Annotated in this window: 2 protein-coding genes; one reads left to right on the forward strand and one right to left on the reverse strand. The window is 59.4% G+C overall.

Annotated features, from left to right (window positions below; genetic code table 11):
* Positions 1–234, forward strand: a 234-nt coding sequence (locus AC1DY5_RS57460) for a transposase (RefSeq protein WP_478123012.1), incomplete at its 5' end; no start/stop codon positions are given.
* Positions 235–596: 362 nt separating this feature from the next.
* Here AC1DY5_RS57460 and AC1DY5_RS57465 read toward each other — a convergent pair.
* A partial coding sequence (locus AC1DY5_RS57465; protein ID WP_478123013.1) for a DUF938 domain-containing protein occupies positions 597–802 on the reverse strand: 206 nt, incomplete at its 5' end.

Consider the following 802-nt stretch of genomic DNA (forward strand, 5'->3'; position numbering starts at 1 on the left):
CCCACCCAGGGCCAGCTGAGCATGCACATCCTGCCGGGCTACGCACCCGACCTGAACCCGGACGAGTTGGTGTGGAGTCATGTCAAGCGCACTGGTGTGGCTCGCAATCCCTTGCGAGCCGGCGAGAAACTCGAAATCCGAGTCGACCAGCAACTGCGCGACATGCAGAAGAATCGCCGGCTGGTTCGATCATTCTTCGAAGCGCCTTCTGTCTCCTATATTTCTGACTGCTGAGTAATGACTTGTTTGCGAATTTAATGACCTAGAACATCATCGTATTCCTGATCAAAATATGCGCGAACAGGCATCTGCGCACCGTCCGGCGTCGCAGCGGCCCAAGGTTGTCGACCTCCCCTAGCAGATGCGCAAACAGAGCTGGATTGCTCGGCACGGAAGCCCGCCAAGCTGCCAATATTTGTGGAAACTGAATCTACTGCCGTTTTGACCGATTCGCTCTCACAACGCCGAACGTTCACCGAAGTGCCACCGCGTCGACATCGAGGTCGGGTGTGCCAGCCGGAACCGACCTTGGAGCTATGCTTGCGTGGGCCTGCAGTCGGCCAGTTCCCGCCATTCGTGGCCGACAGCTTTGGTGCTCAAGCAAACCCGTCGATGAGGGCCCGCGCGCCGGGGAGTGCGCCGTTTGATTTCCGCCAGACCAGAGTGAAGTTGTTTGCCGGCATTGGTACGGCCTCCTCCAGCGCAACGCCTTCATTGCCCGCCACTTCCGCCACCTTGTCGATGTCGCGCACGCCCCAGAGCGGATTCCTTGCGCGCAGGCTCGCGTCGAACGCTTCATTGC

This window comes from Variovorax sp. P4_D9, assembly GCF_056401695.1.